At 55.3% G+C, this 17,458-nt stretch carries 17 protein-coding genes; 8 read left to right on the forward strand and 9 right to left on the reverse strand.

Annotated elements, in window-relative coordinates; all coding sequences use genetic code 11:
- Positions 1-203: 203 nt before the first annotated feature.
- Positions 204-770 carry a D-glycero-beta-D-manno-heptose 1,7-bisphosphate 7-phosphatase gene (gene gmhB, locus IM267_RS15430; RefSeq protein ID WP_193033764.1) on the reverse strand — a complete coding sequence of 189 codons (567 nt, stop codon included), beginning with the start codon at positions 768-770 and terminating at the stop codon, positions 204-206.
- A 188-nt stretch (positions 771-958) separates the two neighbouring features.
- On the opposite strand from gmhB, the gene metN reads away from it, so the two are divergent.
- From metN to proS, 6 genes are all read left to right on the forward strand, one after another.
- Positions 959-1,990 (forward strand): methionine ABC transporter ATP-binding protein MetN, encoded by a 1,032-nt coding sequence (metN, locus tag IM267_RS15435; RefSeq protein WP_063450579.1) that lies wholly within the window; start codon positions 959-961, stop codon positions 1,988-1,990.
- On the forward strand, positions 1,983-2,636 hold the full coding sequence (locus IM267_RS15440; protein WP_003856130.1) for a methionine ABC transporter permease MetI: 654 nt from the start codon (positions 1,983-1,985) through the stop codon (positions 2,634-2,636). Before metN ends, IM267_RS15440 begins: the two co-directional genes overlap by 8 nt.
- Positions 2,637-2,676: 40 nt before the next feature.
- The gene (gene metQ / locus IM267_RS15445) at positions 2,677-3,492 is read left to right on the forward strand and encodes a methionine ABC transporter substrate-binding lipoprotein MetQ (RefSeq protein ID WP_006810023.1); all 816 of its coding nucleotides are present in this window, start codon (positions 2,677-2,679) and stop codon (positions 3,490-3,492) included.
- A 106-nt stretch (positions 3,493-3,598) separates the two neighbouring features.
- Positions 3,599-4,003 (forward strand): Rcs stress response system protein RcsF, encoded by a 405-nt coding sequence (gene rcsF, locus IM267_RS15450; protein ID WP_003856133.1) that lies wholly within the window; start codon positions 3,599-3,601, stop codon positions 4,001-4,003.
- The gene (gene tsaA, locus IM267_RS15455; RefSeq protein ID WP_193033765.1) at positions 4,000-4,707 is read left to right on the forward strand and encodes a tRNA (N6-threonylcarbamoyladenosine(37)-N6)-methyltransferase TrmO; all 708 of its coding nucleotides are present in this window, start codon (positions 4,000-4,002) and stop codon (positions 4,705-4,707) included. The genes rcsF and tsaA overlap by 4 nt, the downstream gene beginning before the upstream one ends.
- A gap of 111 nt (positions 4,708-4,818) precedes the next feature.
- A complete protein-coding gene (proS, locus tag IM267_RS15460; RefSeq protein ID WP_193033766.1) occupies positions 4,819-6,537 on the forward strand; it encodes a proline--tRNA ligase in 1,719 nt (572 codons plus the stop codon).
- Between the two features lie 45 nt (positions 6,538-6,582).
- On the opposite strand, the gene nlpE is transcribed toward proS, so the two are convergent.
- From nlpE to IM267_RS15475, 3 genes are read right to left on the reverse strand one after another with little or no spacing between them, the layout of a single operon-like run.
- Positions 6,583-7,281: an envelope stress response activation lipoprotein NlpE gene (gene nlpE, locus IM267_RS15465; protein WP_063867509.1), complete on the reverse strand. Its 699-nt coding sequence runs from the start codon at positions 7,279-7,281 to the stop codon at positions 6,583-6,585.
- 39 nt (positions 7,282-7,320) lie between these two features.
- A complete protein-coding gene (arfB, locus tag IM267_RS15470; protein WP_064910107.1) occupies positions 7,321-7,737 on the reverse strand; it encodes an alternative ribosome rescue aminoacyl-tRNA hydrolase ArfB in 417 nt (138 codons plus the stop codon).
- The gene (locus IM267_RS15475) at positions 7,734-8,279 is read right to left on the reverse strand and encodes a YaeQ family protein (RefSeq protein WP_063867507.1); all 546 of its coding nucleotides are present in this window, start codon (positions 8,277-8,279) and stop codon (positions 7,734-7,736) included. The genes arfB and IM267_RS15475 overlap by 4 nt, the downstream gene beginning before the upstream one ends.
- Before the next feature lie 195 nt (positions 8,280-8,474).
- Here IM267_RS15475 and IM267_RS15480 point away from each other — a divergent pair, with 195 nt between their 5' ends.
- The gene (locus IM267_RS15480) at positions 8,475-8,675 is read left to right on the forward strand and encodes a YaeP family protein (RefSeq protein ID WP_003856146.1); all 201 of its coding nucleotides are present in this window, start codon (positions 8,475-8,477) and stop codon (positions 8,673-8,675) included.
- Positions 8,662-8,922, forward strand: a complete 261-nt coding sequence (rof, locus tag IM267_RS15485; RefSeq protein WP_063450586.1) for a Rho-binding antiterminator — start codon at positions 8,662-8,664, stop codon at positions 8,920-8,922. The genes IM267_RS15480 and rof overlap by 14 nt, the downstream gene beginning before the upstream one ends.
- A 26-nt stretch (positions 8,923-8,948) precedes the next feature.
- Here the strand turns inward: rof and tilS are convergent, their stop codons facing one another.
- From tilS to dnaE, 5 genes are all read right to left on the reverse strand, one after another.
- Positions 8,949-10,235 carry a tRNA lysidine(34) synthetase TilS gene (tilS, locus tag IM267_RS15490; RefSeq protein WP_193033767.1) on the reverse strand — a complete coding sequence of 429 codons (1,287 nt, stop codon included), beginning with the start codon at positions 10,233-10,235 and terminating at the stop codon, positions 8,949-8,951.
- Between the two features lie 58 nt (positions 10,236-10,293).
- On the reverse strand, positions 10,294-10,683 hold the full coding sequence (locus tag IM267_RS15495; RefSeq protein ID WP_193033768.1) for a VOC family protein: 390 nt from the start codon (positions 10,681-10,683) through the stop codon (positions 10,294-10,296).
- A gap of 66 nt (positions 10,684-10,749) precedes the next feature.
- A complete protein-coding gene (locus tag IM267_RS15500; protein WP_063867504.1) occupies positions 10,750-12,882 on the reverse strand; it encodes a lysine decarboxylase LdcC in 2,133 nt (710 codons plus the stop codon).
- A 100-nt stretch (positions 12,883-12,982) separates the two neighbouring features.
- Complete coding sequence (accA, locus tag IM267_RS15505) at positions 12,983-13,942, reverse strand: acetyl-CoA carboxylase carboxyl transferase subunit alpha (protein ID WP_006810033.1); 960 nt, start codon at positions 13,940-13,942, stop codon at positions 12,983-12,985.
- Positions 13,943-13,954: 12 nt separating this feature from the next.
- Positions 13,955-17,437, reverse strand: coding sequence for a DNA polymerase III subunit alpha (gene dnaE, locus IM267_RS15510; protein ID WP_131636709.1), 3,483 nt, complete (start codon positions 17,435-17,437; stop codon positions 13,955-13,957).
- Positions 17,438-17,458 lie beyond the last annotated feature (21 nt).

The raw sequence follows: 17,458 nt of genomic DNA on the forward strand, positions 1-17,458 counted from the left end.
CTGTCGCGAGGTGGCGTATATTACGCTTTCCTCTTTCAGAGTCAACCCGTTATTTCAGGATTTTTTCTCTTCAACCGACCGGGTTGTCTGTGAAGTGATTCACATCCGCCGTGTCGATGGAGGCGCATTATAGGGAGCCGCCGAGGAATGACAAGCGGAAAAATGCATTTTTATTTCAACCGCTCACCTTTTCACCAAAACGTCTATTTTTGGTGCTTTTTAATCTCTTTTGGCAGATCAGCCAGACTATTTATCACCCAGTCGGATGCATTTTCTGCTTCTGGGGTGACAGGTTTACCGGTCCGCACTAATACTTTGGTTCCCACACCTGCCGCCGCTGCTGCCTGCATATCTTCCAGTTTATCGCCCACCATATAAGACGCGGCCATATCAATGTGCAGGAATTCCTGGGCAGAGATAAACATGCCCGGGTGTGGCTTACGGCAATCACAGGTCTGACGATACGCTTCTACGGTTCCCTGTGGATGATGCGGACAATAATAGATGCCATCAAGATCGACGCCGCGATCGGCCAGAGACCAATCCATCCATTCCGTCAGCGTTTCAAACTGTGCTTCGGTGAATTTCCCCCGGGCGATACCGGATTGATTAGTTACCACCACCAGCGCGTAACCCATCTCTTTCAGCTGGCGCATGGCATCTATTACGCCCTCAATAAATTCGAACTCATCAATCTCATGGACGTAACCGTGATCCACATTAATAGTGCCATCACGATCTAGAAAAATTGCGGGTACAGATTTTGCCACCGGTTTGCTCCTGAAAAAGGCTTGTTCAGCTAGTATCTCATGAATCGCAGCGCAATAAAGTGCTCATCGCACAGAGTTGGATTGATTTAGACGTCTGGATGCCTTAACATCCATTTTGTTTACGGTCATACCCCGTATCTGGCAGAAGAAAATGCCACGGCTAACTTACTTACGATAAAAATAATCTAATGATTAAACTTTCCAATATCACCAAAGTGTTCCAGCAGGGGAACCGTACCATTCAGGCGCTGAACAACGTCAGCCTGCATGTGCCTGCTGGTCAAATTTATGGCGTCATTGGCGCATCGGGTGCAGGTAAAAGTACGCTGATCCGGTGTGTTAACCTGCTTGAGCGCCCAACCCAGGGCAGCGTAGAAGTTGGCGGCCAGGAGCTTACGGCGCTCTCCGAAAAAGAACTCACGAAAGCACGTCGTCAGATCGGCATGATTTTCCAGCACTTTAACCTGCTGGCCTCACGCACCGTTTTCGGAAACGTGGCGTTGCCGCTGGAGCTGGACAACACGCCGAAGGAAGAAGTTACGCGTCGCGTCACCGAGCTGCTGGATCTGGTTGGGCTGGGTGATAAGCATGACAGCTACCCGGCTAATCTCTCCGGCGGTCAAAAGCAGCGCGTGGCGATTGCGCGCGCGCTGGCAAGTAACCCAAAAGTGCTGCTGTGTGATGAAGCCACCAGCGCACTGGATCCGGCCACCACGCGTTCTATCCTGGAACTGCTGAAGGACATTAACCGTCGTCTGGGCCTGACTATCCTCCTTATTACGCACGAAATGGACGTGGTGAAGCGTATCTGCGACTGTGTCGCCGTCATCAGCAACGGTGAGCTGATCGAGCAGGACACGGTCAGCGAAGTGTTTTCACATCCTAAGACGCCGCTGGCTCAGCAGTTCATTCAGTCCACGCTGCATCTGGATATTCCGGAAGATTATCTGGAACGTCTGAAAACAGACGCTGCGGCGGACAGCGTCCCAATGCTGCGCATGGAATTTACGGGCCAGTCCGTAGACGCCCCGCTGCTTTCCGAAACCGCGCGTCGCTTTAACGTGAACAACAACATTATTAGCGCGCAGATGGATTACGCTGGCGGCGTGAAGTTCGGCATCATGCTGACGGAAATGCACGGCACGCAGGAAGAAACCCAGGCGGCAATTGCCTGGCTGCAAGAACATCATGTAAAAGTAGAGGTACTGGGTTATGTCTGAGCCGATGATGTGGCTACTGGTTCGCGGCGTTTGGGAAACGCTGGCAATGACCTTCGTATCGGGCTTTTTTGGTTTTGTGATTGGGCTGCCGGTCGGCGTGCTGCTGTACGTCACGCGCCCGGGTCAAATTATTGAAAACGCGAAGCTGTATCGCACGCTTTCTGCGCTGGTCAACATTTTCCGTTCTATACCGTTCATTATTCTGCTGGTGTGGATGATTCCGTTTACCCGCGTGATTGTCGGAACGTCGATTGGTTTACAGGCGGCAATCGTCCCGCTAACCGTAGGCGCCGCGCCGTTTATTGCCCGCATGGTGGAAAACGCCCTGCTGGAAATCCCAACGGGCCTGATTGAAGCTTCCCGCGCGATGGGTGCAACGCCAATGCAGATCGTTCGTAAAGTACTGCTGCCTGAGGCGTTACCTGGGCTGGTGAATGCAGCAACCATCACGCTTATCACGCTGGTCGGTTATTCCGCGATGGGCGGTGCCGTGGGTGCCGGCGGTTTAGGCCAGATTGGGTATCAGTACGGCTATATTGGCTATAACGCTACCGTAATGAATACCGTTCTGGTATTGCTGGTTGTGCTGGTTTACTTAATCCAATTCTCTGGCGATCGTATCGTCCGGGCTGTTACGCATAAATAACGTTACAAACAACACAAACTCGACGAGTTAAGGATATAACATGGCGTTTAAATTTAAGACCTTTGCAGCAGTAGGCGCACTGATTGGTTCGCTGGCACTGGTGGGTTGCGGTCAGGACGAAAAAGATCCAAACCACATCAAGGTAGGCGTTATCGTCGGTGCAGAGCAGCAGGTTGCTGAGGCCGCGCAGAAAATCGCGAAAGAAAAATACGGCCTGGACGTTGAGCTGGTGACTTTCAACGATTACGTTCTGCCGAACGAAGCGCTGAGCAAAGGCGACATTGACGCTAACGCCTTCCAGCATAAACCGTACCTGGATCAGCAGATCAAAGATCGCGGCTACAAGCTGGTTGCTGTCGGTAACACCTTCGTTTACCCGATTGCCGGTTATTCCAAGAAAATTAAATCTCTGGATGAACTCCAGCCGGGTTCACAGGTTGCCGTCCCTAACGACCCAACCAACCTTGGCCGTTCGCTGCTTCTGCTCCAGAAAGTGGGCCTGATTAAACTGAAAGAAGGTGTTGGCCTGTTGCCGACCGTTCTGGACGTCACCGAAAACCCGAAAAATCTGAAAATTGTTGAACTGGAAGCTCCTCAGCTGCCACGTTCTCTGGACGATGCACAGATCGCGCTGGCCGTTATCAACACCACTTACGCCAGCCAGATCGGTCTGACCCCTGCGAAAGATGGCATCTTCGTTGAAGACAAAGATTCCCCGTACGTCAACCTGATCGTGACTCGCGAAGACAACAAAGACGCGGAAAACGTGAAGAAATTCCTTCAGGCATATCAGTCTGAAGAAGTTTACCAGGAAGCCAATAAGGTGTTTAACGGCGGCGCTGTTAAAGGCTGGTAATCTCACCTCAGTGTAATATCATCAAGACGGGCATTTGCCCGTCTTGTCATTTGTGCGGTCAACTGCTTCAATATCTGACGTTTTGATTATCCACTGAGGAATTATTATGCGTGCTTTACCGATCTGTCTTTTAGCACTGATGCTGAGCGGCTGTTCTATGCTAAGCAGATCTCCTGTTGAACCCGTTCAAAGCACTGCAACCCCGCCAAAAGCGGAGCCAGCAAAACCGAAAGCGCCTCGCGCTGCGCCGGTACGTATTATTACCAAAGCCGACGAGCTGGTCGGTAAGCCATTCCGTGAACTGGGCGAAGTGAGCGGCGAATCCTGTCAGGCAACGAATCAGGACTCCCCTCCAAATATCCCAACAGCCCGCAAGCGTATGCAAATCAACGCGTCGAAAATGAAAGCCAACGCGGTGCTGTTGCACAGCTGTGAAGTCACCAGCGGTACGCCAGGCTGCTACCGTCAGGCGGTATGCATCGGTTCTGCGCTTAACATCACGGCGAAATGAGTGCATTTCAGTTCGAGCAGATAGGCGTTATCCGCTCTCCTTATAAAGAAAAGTTCGCCGTGCCGCGTCAGCCGGGTCTGGTCATTAACGGCGGCGGCGAGCTGCATCTCGTCGCGCCCTACAATCAGGCCGATGCGGTGCGCGGGCTTGAGGCGTTCAGCCATTTATGGGTGGTTTTTGTCTTTCACCAGACCATGGAAGGCGGCTGGCGTCCGACCGTGCGCCCGCCTCGTCTGGGCGGTAATGCCAGAATGGGGGTTTTTGCCACCCGCTCAACGTTCCGACCGAATCCAGTTGGGATGTCGCTGGTCGAACTGAAAGGGATACGCTGTCAGAAAGATCGGGTGATCCTGGAGTTAGGCAGCCTTGACCTGGTAGACGGCACGCCGGTCATTGATATTAAGCCTTACCTGCCCTTTGCCGAAGCGCTGCCGAATGCCCGTGCAAGCTATGCTCAGGACGCGCCGCAGGCCGATATGCCGGTTCACTTTACGTCTGAAATAACGACGCAAATCGGCCAGCTGGAAAAACGCTATCCCCGTCTGCGTGACTTTATCGTTGAAGTGTTGGCGCAGGACCCTCGTCCCGCCTACCGCAAAGAGGAAGACGCCGGAAAAACGTACGCCGTCTGGCTGCTGGACTTTAACGTGCGCTGGCGCGTGACTGAAGCGGGTTTTGAAGTGTTTGCCCTGGAACCCAGGTAATTTTGTTCTCCTCTCTTTTGGCATCTTTGCCACACTGGTAAACTAAACCACTTTTTTGTGTCAGGCTGGCGTTTCAGCCTGTTCCAATCGTCGAAATGGAACCGTAACAACATGCGTACTAGCCAATATCTGCTCTCCACTCTGAAGGAGACACCTGCCGACGCCGAGGTGATCAGCCACCAGCTGATGCTGCGCGCCGGGATGATCCGCAAGCTGGCCTCCGGGTTATACACCTGGCTGCCGACCGGCGTGCGCGTCCTGAAAAAAGTCGAAAACATCGTGCGTGAAGAGATGAACAACGCCGGTGCAATCGAGGTGTTAATGCCGGTGGTTCAGCCTTCTGAACTGTGGCAGGAGAGCGGTCGCTGGGAGCAGTACGGCCCTGAGCTGCTGCGTATTGCCGATCGTGGCGATCGTCCATTTGTTCTCGGCCCAACGCATGAAGAAGTGATCACCGATCTGATCCGTAACGAGCTGAGCTCTTACAAACAGCTGCCGCTGAACTTCTTCCAGATCCAGACCAAGTTCCGTGACGAAGTGCGCCCACGCTTTGGCGTTATGCGCTCTCGCGAATTCCTGATGAAAGACGCTTACTCTTTCCATACCTCTCAGGAATCTCTGCAAGAGACCTACGACAAAATGTACGTGGCTTACAGCAAAATCTTCTCCCGCATGGGGCTGGATTTCCGTGCTGTACAGGCTGATACCGGTTCAATCGGCGGCAGCGCCTCTCATGAATTCCAGGTTCTGGCGCAGAGCGGCGAAGACGATGTCATTTTCTCTGACTCCTCTGATTACGCCGCCAACATTGAGTTCGCAGAAGCGCTGGCACCAAAAGAACCTCGTGCGGCAGCAACCCAAGAGATGACGCTGGTTGATACGCCAAACGCGAAAACCATCGCCGAGCTGGTTGAGCAGTTTACTCTGCCGATCGAAAAAACGGTTAAAACGCTGCTGGTGAAAGCTGCTGAAGGCAGCGCTTACCCGCTGGTTGCCCTGCTGGTCCGTGGCGATCACGAGCTGAACGAAGTGAAGGCCGAGAAGCTGCCGCAGGTTGCCAGCCCGCTGACCTTCGCGACGGAAGCCGAAATCCGCGCCGTGGTGAACGCAGGCCCAGGTTCTTTGGGTCCGGTGAATATGCCTGTTCCTGTGGTGATTGACCGCACCGTTGCGGCAATGAGCGACTTCTCTGCGGGCGCAAACATTGACGGGAAACACTACTTCGGCATCAACTGGGATCGTGACGTGGCGACGCCGGAAGTGGCTGACATCCGTAACGTGGTCGCAGGCGATCCAAGCCCGGACGGCAAGGGTACCCTGATGATCAAACGCGGTATCGAAGTAGGTCACATCTTCCAGCTGGGCGATAAGTACTCGCGCGCAATGAACGCGGCGGTTCAGGGCGAAGATGGTCGTAATCAGGTTCTGACCATGGGTTGCTACGGCATTGGCGTAACCCGCGTGGTTGCTGCCGCTATTGAGCAGAACTATGACGAGCGCGGTATCGTCTGGCCGGATAACATCGCACCGTTCCAGGTGGCGATCCTGCCAATGAACATGCACAAGTCTTACCGCGTGCAGGAGCTGGCCGAAAAACTTTACGCTGAGCTGAGCGCGAAAGGTATCGACGTACTGATGGATGACCGTAAAGAGCGTCCTGGCGTGATGTTTGCTGACATGGAACTGATCGGTATTCCGCACACCGTCGTCATCGGCGACCGTAACCTCGACAGCGACGAGATTGAATACAAGTACCGTCGCAACGGCGAAAAACAGATGATCAAGACGGGCGACATTCTTGATTACCTGGTGAAAGCCATCAAAGGTTAAGAAACAAAAAACCCCGCAAGCGCGGGGTTTTTTAATGGCTAAATCCTATTTGCTTTCGCAGTTTTTACCCGCAGCAAACTTCGCGTCTTTATCAGCAACCAGCGTTTTCACCAGCTCGCCGCTATCCGGGTTTGGCTCCAGCGTAAAGTGCCCTTCAACCGTCAGCAACACGGGCTTACTGTCATTGCCGCGCGCGACGGCATAGTCACGCTCCAGCTGGGCATTGTTCGCCACGCTGACTTTCTTACCGGTTGCGCAGTCCGTGAAGATCGCCGCATCCGCCATGTAGAAATACATCCCTCGCATCGCCATTGGGGTTGCAGGCAGGGACGCTTTCACCGGGGCCAGCGTGTAATTGAACTGGGATTCAATCGGGTTGCCTTCGCGATCGAGCATCTCCATCCCCTCGCCTTTGGCGCGAAAATAGGTTTTATCGCCCGTGGTATCGGTCAATACCAGCTTCTCAGCCGTACGCGCCCACGTTCCGTAAGTTGCAAAAGATGACGGCTCTTTCGCTCCTTGATATCGCTGGTTCATTACCCAGGTGCCATCTTTTTGCAGGAACAGGGAAGTTTCGATGCCTTCACAATCTGCACATGGCAATACGCCGCGCCAGCTCTGCTGCATCGGCTTTAATTCTTCATTTTGCGTTGGCGGTAATACCTGTGTTTCCGAACGGTTGTTACAGCCAAAAAGCGCGAACAGGCTCGTCACGGCCAGCGCTGATAATAATGCTTTTTTCACAATACATTCCTTATGAAAAAGGGTGTCCCTTTCGTCACGTTACGGGTGACGGACTTTGCCACGCAGTGATTTTACGGTGGATTTTTGCGCCTTCGATGACAATCGACGTTCTTTCGATGCCCGCGTTGGACGCGTTGCCCGGCGGCTTTTTTGCACGGTTGTTAATTCTTTTATGACCGCCGCCAGTCTGGAAAGTGCCGCTTCCCGGTTCATTTCCTGGCTGCGATATTCCTGCGCTTTGATCACGATCACCCCCTCGCTGGTGATCAGGTGATGGCTGGCGGCAAGCAGACTTTCTTTATAATACTCTGGCAGGCTGGAGGCCCGAATGTCAAAGCGCAAATGGATAGCCGTTGAGGCCTTGTTAACGTGCTGGCCCCCTGCTCCCTGAGCCCGGATGGCGGTGATCTCCAGCTCGTTATCAGGAATGCTGACGTTTCGGGACAACACAATCATGATGCGGGCTGCCAGGCCGTAAGATGAATTTCCAGATTATTCTGAGAATCTGAAAGCCAGATAGCGCCGTCCTGAATGGTTGCCTGGAGCGCCATTGTCCGGCTGGCGAACGCGCTCAGCTGTGCCAGCTGTTCATCATCCAGATACCAGACGGTAAGATTTTTGAACTGCGCACACTTATTTTTGTTTTGTTGCCACCAGATCTCCGCGGCGCGCTGGTTGTAGGCAAACAGCGCCACCTCTGCGGACTGGGTGCATGCCTTTTTGATCCGGCGTTCATCCGGAAGGCCAAGCTCAATCCATAAGTCGATACCCAGATGATCGTTGCGTAACCAGGCTTCCGGTTCATCTTCCGCGCTTAAGCCACGGGTAAATTGCAGGCGGTCATCGGCATATTTAATCCACGCCAGCAGGCGCAGCATCATGCGCTCCTGGGTTTCAGAGGGGTGACGCGCCAGCGTCAATGACGCATCCAGAAACTGGTTACGGTCAAGATCTGCCACGTTGACCACAGCTTTATAAATTGTCGCTTTCAGCGCCATGAGAGAACTCCTTTCGAATCAGGCGTACATTGTAGCGAAAACCGCAGCAAAAGGCTGTTATGAGGTGGCGAATCCCCCTTATCAAGGCGCTGATAATGCTTAAATGAGTATGGTATAGTCACCTTGCTAAACCGAGTTTAACTTCGTAGGCTTAATGATATCTCACAGTAAGTCAGTGCGCTGGCAGGAGGGGATGTGAATAATTATTGTGAGTTGATTCGCAGACGGTATGCGGAAATCGCCAGCGGAGATCTGGGGTATATCCCGGATGCGTTGGGCTGTGTATTGAACGTGCTAAATGAAGTGGCCTCTGATGAGAGCCTTTCTGAATCGGTCAGGGAAAAAGCAGCGTATGCTGCGGCGAATTTACTGGTGAGCGATTATGTCGATGAATGATACCTATCAACCCATCAATTGTGATGACTATGACAACCTCGAACTCGCCTGCCAGCATCATTTAATACTGACGCTGGAACTCAAAGATGGCGAAGTGCTAAAGGCAAAGGCCAGCGACCTGGTTTCCCGTAAAAACGTGGAATATCTGGTTGTAGAAGATGCAGGTGCAACCCGCGAGCTGCGCCTCGACAGGATTGCCAGTTTCAGCCATCCGGAAATCGGCACTGTCGTGGTGAGCGAATCCTGATAACCAACGGGCAGCCAGGCTGCCCGTTACGCTTTCCACTCAAAATTCACACCCGCTTCAGCCCACCCCTCTTCCGTGATGAACACCCCTGCCGCCGCCACGAGCGTATCGCCGTAAAACAGGAGCGGCGTGGTATCACGCTTCCAGGGCGGAACGTTATTCTCCTGCCAGATTTTCTTCAGCTTACGCCCGCCGTTACGCCCGACGATATGCAGCATGCCGCTGGCCCTGAAGCGAACGGTGACCTTCTCGTCCGGCTCGGGTAAACGCACGTTACCCGGACGGCTCAACGCAACCACGCCCGCATTCAACGGTAGCGTTAATGCTTTCTCCGGCGACGGCCAGTCGAGCACAACGTCAGCCAGCGACGGTGCGGATTTTACCCACCAGAGCCGGTCCTGGTAGCGCCTGACGTCAAAACCGTTCAGGTGTATACACGGCGCGGCATCTTCCCTTGCCTGGGCGACCTCGTCCCAGATACGGTTGAGCATCGCCCGGGACGGCATAGCCGCACGGTGAAAAGCCAGCCAGCGACGGATCAGGGCAGCCCGACGCGCGGGGCTCATCATCTTCAACGGCGCAATATCCAGCGCGCCGTCAGCGGTAATCAGCGCAGTCAGCTCCTCGCTCAGCAGCTCATCCAGCAAGCTTTCCTGTTCAGCACACAGTATGGCGCTTCTGGCTGCCGCTTCGGAAAAATGTGCCCAGCGCTCGGTCAGAAGCGGTAAAACGCGCAAACGCAGGAAGTTACGGTCATAACTGTCGTCCTGATTGCTTTCGTCTTCTATCCAGCGCAGATGATAGTGATGGGCCCAGGCCTCCAGTGACGCGCGCGTCTCGTTCAGCAGCGGGCGGATGAGCTCTGTTCCGGCAAAATCAGCGCGCTCAGGCATGGCGGATAAGCCCGCGGGCCCACTCCCCCGCTTGAGCGCCAGTAAGAAAGTTTCACACTGATCGTCCAGATGCTGGGCGGTAACCAACGCTTCTCCAGACCGCAATGCGCCGGAAAACGCAGCGTAGCGGGCTTTTCGCGCCTGCGCTTCAACGCCCAGCCCTTCCTCCTCCAGCGTGACCCGTTCCACGATCAGCGGGATTGCCCACGCTTCGCACACCGCTTCACAGTGCGCCACCCAGTCATCAGCATGGGGACTCAGGCCGTGATGGATATGCATCGCCCGCAGCTGGACGTCAGGCTCGCGGTCGCGCCAGAGCTTAAGGCGATGAAGCAAAACGGTGGAATCCAGGCCACCGCTGAACCCCACCAGCAGCTGGCGGTAGGGCGAAACGGCGTGCGCGATAGCGGGTAAGGTCATAGGAAATCACACATAAAAAATGCCCGAAATGAACGGGCATTATCACACATGACGGCGATTACTGCTGGTAAAGCTCCAGCGGCAGGCCGTCCGGATCGTTGAAAAATGTGAAACGCTTATCGGTAAAGGGATCGACGCGAATCGCTTCACAGGCCACGCCGTGGGCTTCCAGATGTTTTACCGCGCTGTCCAGATCGTCGACGTTGAAGGCCAGATGGCGCAGGCCGCAGGCTTCCGGGCGCGAAGGACGAGCGGGCGGGAAAGGAAAAGAGAACAGCTCAATCACATATTGCCCGTTCAGCGCCAGATCGCCTTTCCAGGAGTCGCGTTCCTCACGGTAGGCCTCGCTTAACAGCGTGAAGCCGAGTACGTCACAGTAGAATGCCTTACTTTTCGCGTAATCGGTGGCGATAATCGCAATATGATGAACAGCTTTTAAACCCAGCATAGCTTCTCCTTTTTATGATGCCCTGAACGTTACAACCGACAGCCGGCCCCTGGCAAGCGGCCCCTTTTATTTTAGGACTCTCACCCAGTACACGCCGTTATCATCGCGTTTCGCGCCGTGGATATCCGTCTCAAAGCCCGGATAGTGGCGCCCCACCGAACAGAGCATCAGCAGGAAATCGAGCACTGACCGGCTCTTCTCGGTGATCATCTCGCCCGGCATCAGCAGCGGCACGCCCGGCGGATAAGGCAGGATCATGTTGGCCGATACCCGTCCCACCAGGTTTTCCAGCTCAACCGTTTCCACCTCCCCTTTCACCTGCTGCTGCCACGCCTTGTGCGGCGTCAGCTTCATTTCCGGCAGCACGTCAAAAGCCTGGAGCATCAGGCGCGGCAGATCGTGCTGGCGGATCAGTCTGTGGATCCCCTGCGCCAGATCCTGAATGCGCATATTGCGGTAAAAGTCAGGATCTTCCGCGTAGAGATCCGGCAGCATGTTCTTCACGCGCAGGTTCAGATCGTACGCGCGCTTAAACTCCATTAGCCCGCGGAGCAGACCCATCGCGCGGGTTTTATCGATCCCGATACTGAACAGGAACAGCAGATTGTAAGGGCCGGTTTTTTCCACCACCACGCCGCGCTCGTCGAGGAACTTCGCCACCAGCGCGGCGGGGATCCCCTCATCGCCCATCACGCCCTGCTCGTCCATGCCCGGCGTCAGGATCGTCACCTTAACCGGATCGAGGAACATATGGTCCGCATCGGCATCCCGGAAGCCGTGCCAGCTCTCCCCCGGCGCGACGGGCCAGCACTCCGCCTCGTCGATCTCTTCAGGCTGCCAGATATCAAAGAACCAGCCGTCCGCTTCATCTTTGAGCCGCTGAACTTCTTTGCGGAAATGCAGCGCCCGCTCCACCGAACGGTTGATCAGGCGTTTACCCGGATTTCCGCGCAGCATCGCCGCCGCCGTTTCGATGGACGCTACCAGCGGATAGCTCGGTGAGGTGGTGGTGTGCATCATAAAGGCTTCGTTGAAGGTATCCTCGTCGTACTCGCCCTTGATGTGAATAAGAGACGCCTGGGAAAACGCGGCCAGCATTTTGTGCGTCGACTGCGTTTCGAAAAAGACCTTGCCCGGCACGCGCTCGCCGCTCATCCCGCTTTTGCCCGAGTAAATCGGATGGAAGTTGGTATAAGGCACCCACGCGGAATCAAAGTGGATCGACGGCACGTCCAGCGTCTGCTTGATCCAGTTAGTGTTATACAGCAGCCCGTCATAGGTGGAGTTGGTGATCACCGCGTGAACGGGCCAGCTTGCCTCAGGGGTCGCCGCGACCTTATTTTCGATGGCGGCATGGGTGAACTCGCGGCGAGGAATGCCGCCGAGAATTCCCAGCGCGTTACGCGTGGGCGACAGCCAGAGCGGCACCACGTCACTCATCATCAGCAAATGTGCCAGCGACTTGTGGCAGTTCCGGTCAATCAGCAACGTGCTGCCGGCAGGCGCGGCGTACATCCCGACGATTTTGTTCGACGTCGAGGTACCGTTGGTCACCATGTAGCTTTGCTCGGCGCCAAAGGTGCGAGCGATGTACTCTTCAGCTTCCAGATGCGGGCCGGTATGATCCAGCAGCGAGCCCAGCTCGGTCACTGAAATCGACACGTCCGCCTTCAGCGTATTGCCGCCAAAGAAATCGTAGAACAGGCACCCTACCGGGCTTTTTTGATAGGCCGTCCCCGCCATATGGCCTGGCGTACAGAAGGTGTACTTTCCTTCTTTCACATAGGTGAATAACGCGCGTGTAAACGGCGGCGTGATGTTATCCAGATATTCACCGGTGTACTGCTGAATGCGGGTCGCAATGTCCTCAGCCACGCCGAGCGCGTACTCGAAGAACCACAGCGCCATGCGCATATCGTGCGCGCTCACGTCCATGGTCGAGTGGGTGTTGATAAAGGCGTACAGCGGAAGATATTCGTTGAGCTTATTGATCTCGCTGCACAACTCCATGTCGTATTCGTCCCAGTCGAATATCACGCCACAGATGCGCGGATTATGTTCGATGAATTTCAGCAGGTCGGCGCTGTTTTGCGGCCAGATCAGCTGATAACCGCGTGCCTTAAGGGCCTGTTCAAGCTCCTTGATGGGTTCGTCTTTATAAAAGACGCCGTGTGGCCCCATGATGGCGATGATGTTCATGGTTTACCTCCTTGAAAAACATCAGATAAGCATAGTTAAGGTAAACGGCAGGTATAAAAAAAGCCGCAACAATGTGCGGCTTTTGGGATAATTGTGAGGCTTATGCGTAACCGTAGGTCATCAGACGCTGGTAACGACGGTTGAGCAGATCTTCTTTGCTCAGCACGTCCAGGTCTGCCAGGTCTGCCAGCAGCTGCGCTTTCAGGGACGCGGCCATCACTTCTGGCTTACGGTGTGCGCCACCCAGCGGTTCAGGGATGACGGTGTCGATCAGCTTCAGCTCTTTCAGACGCGGGGCAATGATACCCATCGCTTCCGCAGCCAGCGGCGCTTTGTCGGCGCTTTTCCACAGAATGGAGGCACAGCCTTCCGGAGAGATAACGGAATAGGTGCTGTACTGAAGCATATTCACTTTATCGCCCACGCCAATTGCCAGCGCACCGCCGGAACCACCCTCACCGATAACGGTACAGATGACCGGTACGCTCAGGCGAGACATCTCACGCAGGTTGCGTGCGATGGCTTCAGACTGACCGCGCTCTTCCGCGCCAACACCCGGATAAGCACCCGGCGTGTCGATGAAGGTGATGATTGGCATATTGAAACGCTCAGCCATCTCCATCAGACGCAGGGCCTTACGGTAGCCTTCTGGTGCTGGCATACCGAAGTTACGACGGATCTTCTCTTTGGTTTCACGGCCTTTCTGGTGACCAATGATCATCACCGGACGTCCATCCAGACGCGCGATACCGCCAACGATAGCTTTATCGTCAGCGTATGCGCGGTCGCCTGCCAGTTCGTCAAATTCGTCAAACGCCAGGCGGACATAATCCAGGGTGTACGGACGCTGTGGATGACGCGCCAGCTGGGCGATCTGCCATGCGCCGAGATCGGCAAAGATTTTGCGCGTCAGCTCTACGCTTTTTTCGCGCAGACGATGCACTTCTTCGTCGATGTTAATATCCAGTTTTTCATCCTGACGGCTAACTGCTGTCAGAGAATCGATTTTCGCTTCCAGCTCTGCAATCGGCTGTTCGAAATCAAGGAAATTCAGACTCATAGTATTCCTGTATTAGTCAAACTCCAGTTCCACCTGCTCCGAACCAATGAGGCCACGGAGATCGTTCAGTAAACGATCGCTCGGAGAGACACGCCACGTTGCACCAAAGCGCAACCGCGCACGTGCATCCGCCCTCTGATAGTAGAGATGTACTGGAATGGTCCCCGAGCGGTGGGGTTCCAGAGACTGACGGAGTCGGTTTAAAAGCTGGTCATCAATTTGCCTGTCCGTCAGCGAGATAGCAAGCCCGCGAGCATATTTTTCCCGGGCTTCGTCAATGTCCATCACTTCGCGGGCGGTCATTTTAAGCCCCCCGCTGAAGTCATCAAAGCTGACCTGTCCGCTGACGATAAGTATGCGGTCTTTTTCCAGCAATTGCTGGTATTTATCCAGCGCGTCGGTGAACAACATCACCTCCAGACGCCCGGAACGGTCATCCAGGGTACAGATGCCGATACGATTGCCGCGCTTGGTGACCATTACCCTTGCAGCAATCACGAGCCCCGCAGCCGTGGTGATTTTACCACGTTCTGTCGGATGCATGTCTTTAAGCCTGTGGCCGCCGACATAGCGCTCAATTTCTTTAAGATACTGGTTGATCGGGTGCCCCGTCAGGTACAGACCTAACGTTTCCCGCTCTCCATCCAGCACTACCTGTTCTGGCCACGGCTGGCAGTTGGAATAGGACTGCTCGATCTGCTCTGGCTCTTCCGCCAGCACGCCGAACATATCCGCCTGGCCAATGGCTTCCGCTTTCGCATGCTGATCGGCCGCCTTCAACGCATCGCCGAGCGAGTTCATCAGCGCGGCGCGGTGCGGCCCCAGCCTGTCAAATGCGCCGGACATGATCAGTTTTTCCAGCACGCGGCGGTTCAGTTTTTTGGTATCGGTACGGGCGCACAGATCGAACAGCTCACGGAAGTAGCCGCCGTTGTTACGCGCTTCGATGATCGCCTCGATCGGCCCCTCACCCACGCCTTTGATCGCGCCGATCCCGTAGACGATTTCCCCGTCATCGTTAACGTGGAAATGGTACAGACCCGAGTTAATATCCGGCGGCAGGATCTTCAGCCCCATGCGCCAGCACTCGTCCACCAGGCCAACCACCTTCTCGGTGTTGTCCATATCGGCGGTCATGACCGCCGCCATAAACTCAGCGGGATAATGGGCCTTGAGCCACAGCGTTTGATACGACACCAAAGCATAGGCGGCGGAGTGGGATTTGTTAAATCCGTACCCGGCGAATTTCTCCACCAGGTCGAAGATTTTCATCGCCAGTTCGCCATCTACGCCGTTTTTCTTCGCCCCATCTTCAAAGATGGAACGCTGCTTGGCCATCTCTTCCGGCTTTTTCTTACCCATCGCACGACGCAGCATGTCCGCGCCGCCAAGGGTGTAACCAGAAAGCACCTGGGCGATCTGCATGACCTGTTCCTGATACAGAATGATGCCGTAGGTCGGCTCCAGTACCGGTTTCAGGCTTTCATGCTGCCACTGCACGTCCGGGTAGGAAATCTCTTCGCGCCCGTGTTTACGGTCGATGAAGTTATCCACCATCCCCGACTGCAACGGGCCCGGACGGAACAGGGCCACCAGCGCGATCATATCTTCGAAGCAGTCTGGTTGCAGACGCTTAATCAAATCTTTCATGCCGCGGGATTCAAGCTGGAAGACGGCTGTCGTCTCCGAGCGTTGCAGCATGTCGAAACTTTTCTTGTCATCAAGCGGGATAGCCGCGATATCCAGCGGCGGCTCGCCGTTCTTCTCACGGCGGGCGTTGATCATCTCCAGCGCCCAGTTGATGATGGTGAGCGTACGCAGGCCGAGGAAGTCGAACTTCACCAGCCCGGCGTATTCCACGTCGTTCTTGTCGAACTGGGTTACCGGATGCTGGCCCGCTTCGTCGCAGTACAGCGGCGCGAAGTCAGTGATTTTGGTCGGGGCGATAACCACGCCCCCCGCATGCTTACCGGCATTTCGCGTCACGCCTTCGAGCTTGCGCGCCATGTCGATGAGCGCTTTCACCTCTTCGTCGGCGTCGTAGATTTCCGGCAGCTGAGGTTCGGCTTCAAAGGCTTTCGCCAGGGTCATGCCCGGATCGGGCGGCACCAGCTTCGAGATACGATCGACGAAACCGTACGGGTGGCCCAGCACGCGGCCCACGTCGCGGATAACCGCTTTCGCCGCCATCGTACCGAAGGTAATGATCTGCGAAACCGCATCACGACCGTACATATCGGCCACGTGCTCAATCACCTGGTCGCGTTTTTCCATGCAGAAGTCGACGTCGAAGTCGGGCATGGAGACACGTTCCGGGTTAAGGAAACGTTCGAACAGCAGGTCAAATTCCAGCGGATCGAGGTCGGTGATTTTCAGCGCATACGCCACCAGCGAGCCGGCACCGGAACCACGGCCCGGGCCTACCGGCACGCCGTTATCCTTCGACCACTGGATGAACTCCATCACGATCAGGAAGTAGCCCGGGAACCCCATCTGGTTGATCACCTGGAGTTCAATATCCAGGCGCTCGTCATATTCAGGACGCTTCTCTTTACGGACCGCTTCATCCGGGAAGAGGAATTCCAGACGCTCTTCAAGGCCCTCTTTCGATTTCATGACCAGGAAATCTTCCGTGGTCATGTCGCCCGTCGGGAACTGCGGCAGGAAGTATTCGCCGAGACGTACGGTGACGTTACAGCGCTTGGCAATTTCTACGCTGTTTTCCAGCGCTTCCGGGATGTCCGAGAAAAGCTCGCACATCTCTTCTTCGCTGCGCATGTACTGCTGCGAGGAGTAGTTGCGCGGGCGTTTCGGATCGTCGAGGGTAAAGCCGTCATGGATCGCAACGCGGATTTCGTGCGCGTCAAAATCGCCCGCCTCGAGGAAGCGCACGTCGTTGGTGGCCACCACAGGCAGGCCACGCGCTTCCGCGAGGGCGACTGCCGCATGCAGATAGCTCTCTTCGTCCGCGCGCCCGGTACGGATCAGCTCCAGATAATAGCGATCCGGGAAATACTCTTCGTAGAACGAGACGCACTGATCCACCAGCGCGCTGTTACCGCGCAGCAGGCTTTTGCCGACATCGCCCATACGACCGCCGGAGATCAGCAGCAGGCCTTCGTTCAGCTCCGCCAGCCAGTCGCGGTCAATCCACGGCCCCAGCGCGCCGTAGCCGCGCTGGTACGCTTTTGAAATCAGCAGAGTGAGGTTCTGATAACCCGTGTTATTCATGGCTAACACGGATATTTGCGTCATCTCATCGCCGAGCAGGTCGCTCTGCACGTGAAAATCCGCGCCGACGATGGGCTTTAATCCTGCGCCATGCGCCGTTCCGTAGAACTTCACCAGGCCACACAGGTTGGTAAAATCGGTGATCGCCAGCGCAGGCATGCCAAGCGAGGCCGCCTTTTTTACCAGCGGCCCGGTCTTAGCCAGCCCATCGATCATGGAGTAGTCGCTATGCACCCGCAGGTGTACGAAACGTGGTTCAGCCATCTTCAAATCCCGCGTTACTTA

The sequence above is a fragment of the Enterobacter cloacae complex sp. P15RS genome (genome assembly GCF_014895905.1).
Classification (GTDB): Bacteria; Pseudomonadota; Gammaproteobacteria; order Enterobacterales; family Enterobacteriaceae; genus Enterobacter; species Enterobacter quasihormaechei.

Bases quoted from the DNA above. Each gene is read 5' to 3' on its own strand.
- accA (WP_006810033.1), bottom strand. From the start codon at position 13,942: ATGAGTCTGAATTTCCTTGATTTCGAACAGCCGATTGCAGAGCTGGAA.
- rcsF (WP_003856133.1), top strand. From the start codon at position 3,599: ATGCGTGCTTTACCGATCTGTCTTTTAGCACTGATGCTGAGCGGCTGT.
- metQ (WP_006810023.1), top strand. From the start codon at position 2,677: ATGGCGTTTAAATTTAAGACCTTTGCAGCAGTAGGCGCACTGATTGGT.
- dnaE (WP_131636709.1), bottom strand. From the start codon at position 17,437: ATGGCTGAACCACGTTTCGTACACCTGCGGGTGCATAGCGACTACTCC.
- IM267_RS15495 (WP_193033768.1), bottom strand. From the start codon at position 10,683: ATGCTGGGTTTAAAAGCTGTTCATCATATTGCGATTATCGCCACCGAT.
- tsaA (WP_193033765.1), top strand. From the start codon at position 4,000: ATGAGTGCATTTCAGTTCGAGCAGATAGGCGTTATCCGCTCTCCTTAT.
- metN (WP_063450579.1), top strand. From the start codon at position 959: ATGATTAAACTTTCCAATATCACCAAAGTGTTCCAGCAGGGGAACCGT.
- proS (WP_193033766.1), top strand. From the start codon at position 4,819: ATGCGTACTAGCCAATATCTGCTCTCCACTCTGAAGGAGACACCTGCC.
- IM267_RS15475 (WP_063867507.1), bottom strand. From the start codon at position 8,279: ATGGCGCTGAAAGCGACAATTTATAAAGCTGTGGTCAACGTGGCAGAT.
- arfB (WP_064910107.1), bottom strand. From the start codon at position 7,737: ATGATTGTGTTGTCCCGAAACGTCAGCATTCCTGATAACGAGCTGGAG.
- IM267_RS15500 (WP_063867504.1), bottom strand. From the start codon at position 12,882: ATGAACATCATCGCCATCATGGGGCCACACGGCGTCTTTTATAAAGAC.
- rof (WP_063450586.1), top strand. From the start codon at position 8,662: ATGTCGATGAATGATACCTATCAACCCATCAATTGTGATGACTATGAC.
- tilS (WP_193033767.1), bottom strand. From the start codon at position 10,235: ATGACCTTACCCGCTATCGCGCACGCCGTTTCGCCCTACCGCCAGCTG.
- IM267_RS15440 (WP_003856130.1), top strand. From the start codon at position 1,983: ATGTCTGAGCCGATGATGTGGCTACTGGTTCGCGGCGTTTGGGAAACG.